This is a genomic window from Candidatus Thermokryptus mobilis, assembly GCF_900070205.1.
In the GTDB taxonomy this organism is placed as follows: domain Bacteria; phylum Bacteroidota; class Ignavibacteria; order Kryptoniales; family Kryptoniaceae; genus Kryptonium; species Kryptonium mobile.
In genome coordinates this window covers 1-4,957 of sequence record NZ_FAOO01000022.1, presented here as the reverse complement: position 1 = coordinate 4,957, position 4,957 = coordinate 1, and the positions used below count along the sequence as shown (strand labels likewise).

The following is a 4,957-nucleotide window of genomic DNA, read 5'->3' as shown; positions in this document are numbered from 1 at the left end:
TCTTAAAAACAACTACCGAATAAATTCAATTCTCAATCTTGTATCTTTTCCAAAACTTAATTTGGAGGTAAAGCTATGAAAAAGCTTCTTATCGTTTTAGTATTGATGTTTTTAATGGTTGCAACTACATTTGCACAGTTAGGTGCAATAAGGGGTAGGATAACAGATGCGCAGACAGGGGAGCCACTTCCTGGGGCAAACATCTTTTTGCTTAACACGGTGTATGGTGCAGCAAGCGATGTTCAAGGATATTATTTGATAAGAAATGTTGTCCCTGGAAGTTATACCCTTGTTGCAAAGTATGTCGGTTATCAAGAGTTCAGGCAAAGCGTTCGGGTTACCCCCGGGGATACAGTGACTGTAAATATCCGCCTTGCGCCAGGGCTTATAACGGTAAGCCCGATAGTTGTAACAGCTATCGGAACTGAGGAAGAGAGGGCAAAGCTTGGGACATCGGTTTCAAGTGTGACAGGAGAACAGATTTTGAGAAGTGGTTATACAAATGTGATTTCTTCAATTGCTGTCAAAGCGCCTGGTGTTTTCACGATTGAGACGGTTGGCGATCCGGGTGCCTCAACGAGAATAGTTCTTCGTGGTCCGAGGTCGCTTCAGACGGCAAATCAACCGTTAATAGTTGTTGATGGTGTCCCGATATGGAATTCAACATTTGGTGCGAGCGTTGGGAATGTCTCAACCATTTCAAGAAATGTTGATATAAACCCGGAGGATATTGAGTCAATTGAGGTTATGAAGGGTCCTGCAGCAGCTGCTATTTGGGGTGCAAGAGCTGCAAACGGTGTCATAGTTATCAAAACGAAGTCAGGGACATTTTCAGCCCAAAGGAAGGTGAGGTTATCGCTTAAGTCAAGGATTCACCGTTCTGAGCTTTTGAGACCTTTCCCATTGCAAAGGGAATTCGGACAAGGTATATATGGTAATTTTGTGTTTAATTATCCTTTGAGCTGGGGTGATAGGATAGCTGATAGACCTGGCGGTCCTGATTCATTAGAAAGACCTGATTATCCATATTCAAGAATTCTTGTGAAAAGGTCAAAGGATACATATGACCATGCGACAGAGCTTTTCCGCAAGCCGATAACTCAGAATTATTCAATTGAGATAAGCGGTGGTGATGAGTGGGGGACATTTTATCTAAATGCTGAAAGGTTAATCGAACAGGGCATTATACTTGCTAACAGTGATTTCAAGAGGACATCAATTCGCGGTAATGTTTCAAGGAGGTTTGCGGAGAATATAACAGCAAGGATAAACGCTGCATATGTTAAGACATCAACTAATAGAATTCAGCAGGGTTCAAACATAAGTGGTCTTTTGCTTGGCGCTTATAGAACTCCACCTGATTTCAACAATCAGCCGTATCTTGTAAACTATAAATCACCAACGGGTGCTATAACTCCTAACTCGCATAGGTCATATAGAAACGCTGAGGGTGATCCAGCTCGTGGTGTCGGTTATAATAATCCATTTTTTACAATTTACAAAAATAACACGCTGTTCTTTACAGATAGAGTTTTTGGTAGCGCTGAGATCAGCTACGACCCATTCAAATGGTTAAATCTCACATATAGGATTGGGGCTGACTATTATACTGACAGGAGAAATCAGCTCTGGCCGTATCAAGATGCTAGTGTTCCAACGGGTAGGGTGACAAGGCAAGTGATTTCGCAGTATCAGCTTAACACTGATTTTATGATCAGATTCAAGCGTCAATTTGGGACGATTCTCAATTCTTCTTTATTGCTTGGTTTCCACCTTGACCATGAGCAAACGGATAATACATTTGTTCAGGGGACAAGATTTATTTTGACAGATGCTCCACCATACATTCTTAACACGCTTGATTATTTGCCTGATGAAGGTAGAGCGATTGTTAGAACTGGTGCATTTTACGGAGAGCTTGGGCTTGATGTTTTTGATCAGTTATATATTCGTTTGAGTGGAAGGAATGAGAGTGCATCAACTTATGGGACTGAAGCTGGAATGACATATTTCTTCCCATCCGGAAGCGTTGCGTGGGAATTTACAAAGTTGCCCGTTTTTTCAAGGCAACCGATTCTCTCGTTTGGAAAGGTTCGTGCTGCAGTTGGGCTTGCTGGTGTTAGACCGCCAGCATATGTGACGAAAACATATTATGTGAATGCAAGCTTCGGAAATGGCTGGGGTCCAGTTACAAATGCAGTATACTACGGTGGTGGGTCAGTTCAGTCCTCACAGCTGGGGAATCCGAAATTGAAACCTGAAATGACGCAGGAAACAGAGTTCGGATTTGATTTGAAGTTCTTCAATGACAGGTTAAGCTTAAGTTATACGAGTTACTTTAATAAGACATGGGATGCAATCTTAAATGTTGCTATCCCGCCATCAAGTGGTTTCTCATCAAGGTGGGCTAATACTGCAAAGATAGAGAACAAGGGGACCGAGATTCAAGTTACAGCTGAATGGTTAAGGTTTGCTGGTCTTTCCTGGACGACAATTGTTAACTGGTCACGGAACAAAAACACAGTCGTTGAACTTGCTCCCGGGATTGAGTCCGTTGGTCTTGCTGGTTTTGTTGATCCGAGCTCAAGAGCTGTTACTGGATATCAGCTCGGCGTGATCTATGGATCAAGGTGGGAAAGATGGGAGAAGGATACAACTGTTACTATAGGTGACAAGCAATATAGCTTTAAGAAAGGGGATATAAGACTTGACAATAATGGCTTCCCGGTGCCATCACCAACTTATGGTGTCCTTGGAGATCCTAACCCTGATTGGAGGGCTGGTATAATCAACACTTTGAGATATGGAAGAGTAACTCTCAATGTTGTAGTTGACATCTCCAAGGGTGGAAAAATTTGGAACGGGACAAAGGGAGCTTTGTATTATTTCGGAACCCATGGAGACCAGAACTGGTGGACAACTCTGACACCTGAACAGGCGAATACCTTGAAGAATTACCTTGGTCTAACTCCAAACGACATGATATCACGTTTCCCAACAAGGAAAACTTATGTAAGGAATCCTGATGGCTCAGTTTCGTTCCGTGGTTATGTTGCAGATTTTGGTGGTGGACCGGTAATTGTTGATGAGTATTATTTCTGGTCCGGTCCTGGTTCAGGATTTACTGGACCGGCTGAGCAATTTATAGAGGATGGCGGATATGTCAAATTAAGAGAGGTTTCGCTCACGGTTAACATTCCGTTGAGGAGATTTGGGCTTGAGAGCATTGATCTTGGGCTCATCTTAAGGAACTTTAAGATATGGACGAAGTATACTGGGATTGATCCAGAGACGAACCTTACTGGACCGACGAATGGTCAAGGGCTTGACTACTTCAATAATCCGCCTATGAAGAGCGTTATCTTCACAATTAGCATCAATTATTAAATAAAAGTTTTGGGAGGGCAGTGAAAGCTGTCTTCCCTTCTACTTTTTAAATTTTTAAAAAGAAAAAATCGGAGCAGGTAAAATGAAGAAAATAATAAGTTTAATGGTTGTCGCATTGGCAATGATCTTATTTATAGCTGGTTGCTCAAAGATAACGGAGGATTATGTCAAAGGTTATGATACAGATCCGCTTTCGCCTACGACAGCACCGTCACCGAAAATATTTGTAGGGGCTCAGGCAGCATTTATTGAATTTTATGAAGGATTCCCGAGCAAGCTTGCGGCTGTTTGGGCTCAACAGGCAACAGGTGCAGATAGGCAGTTTGCATCTTTTGATATTTATAATATAACGGCTAATGATTTTTCAAATGATTGGTTTCTGGCATATACCCGTGTTTTGACGAATCTGAAAATAACGCAGGCAAAGGCGAAAGATGAGGGATTTATGAATTTGTATGGTGCAGCTAGAGTTCTTGAGGGAATACACATGGGAAATGTTGCTGCTCTTTGGGGTGATGTTCCATATTCGGAGGCAGCTCAGCCGGAGAAAACATTGACGCCTAAATATGACAATCAAATTGATGTTTATAATGCTGCTATAGCTGCGCTTGACGAGGGCATTCAAGTTTTACAACAAAACACGGCTGACCTTCCACAAGATATTTACTCAACCGGTGGAAAGGTAGCAAAGTGGATAAAGGCAGCGTATTCAGCAAAGGCGAGATATCTGATGCATTTGGCAAGAAAGGATAATTATCCGACAACAATTCTTGACCAGGTCATACAAGCTGGGCTTAATGGGATAACATCAACAACGAGGACTGGAACTGCGCCCGCAGCAGGTTACGGTGCTGATGACTTCGTTTTTACGCATGGAACAGTGCAAGGAGGTAATATGAATCTTTGGTATTCATTCATCGTTGTTGATAGGTCGGGTTATCTTAGGGCTTTGAAATGTTTTGCGACCAAGATGCTTGGTTCAAGAGGGGCTAGCGAAGCTGGGCGATTTAATTATTATTTTACAGCTGATAGCAATGACTTGAATACCACGCGTGCCTATGCAACGAATGCTTATTTCCCGGTTATAAGGGCATCTGAGACATTACTTTTGATCGCAGAGGCATACGCTAGAAAGGGAGATTTGGCAAATGCAGTGAATTATTTAAATCAAGCAAGGACATATGTTAATAACATTTTTGGGACTACATTGAGCACAAATCTTACCCCGGCAGATTTTGGAAATGATCAAACACAAGTTCTACAGGCGATTCTAAACGAGATGTATCTTGCGTTGATGCATCAAGTTGAGGTGTTTAACTTTTTGCGCAGGATTGATTATAGGGTAAATTATGTTGATGGGGATGGAAATATAGTTTGGCTTACTCCAAAGCGTGGGACTCAGTTCCCGCAACGCTTGTTCTATCCGCAAAGTGAGGTTTCAACGAATCCGAATACACCTAAGCAGACATCCGATGACCTTTATTCAAAGACGAGAGTCAATGGTGGAACGAAATAATTGGTTAGGTTAAGTTTCAATTTTCAAAGCCGTGGCTTTTGCCACGGCTTTTTT

2 protein-coding genes are annotated in these 4,957 nt (G+C 42.1%); both read left to right on the top strand.

Features of this window, described 5'->3' with window-relative positions:
- The first annotated feature begins 75 nt into the window (after positions 1–75).
- Positions 76–3,387 (top strand): SusC/RagA family TonB-linked outer membrane protein, encoded by a 3,312-nt coding sequence (locus tag FKZ43_RS10260; protein WP_140945804.1) that lies wholly within the window; start codon positions 76–78, stop codon positions 3,385–3,387.
- 82 nt (positions 3,388–3,469) lie between these two features.
- Positions 3,470–4,903, top strand: coding sequence for a SusD/RagB family nutrient-binding outer membrane lipoprotein (locus FKZ43_RS10255; RefSeq protein ID WP_140945803.1), 1,434 nt, complete (start codon positions 3,470–3,472; stop codon positions 4,901–4,903).
- The last annotated feature ends 54 nt before the right edge of the window (positions 4,904–4,957 follow it).

Excerpts from the sequence above, each read along its gene's own strand:
- FKZ43_RS10260 (WP_140945804.1), top strand. The coding sequence starts at position 76 with ATGAAAAAGCTTCTTATCGTTTTAGTATTGATGTTTTTAATGGTTGCA.
- FKZ43_RS10255 (WP_140945803.1), top strand. The coding sequence starts at position 3,470 with ATGAAGAAAATAATAAGTTTAATGGTTGTCGCATTGGCAATGATCTTA.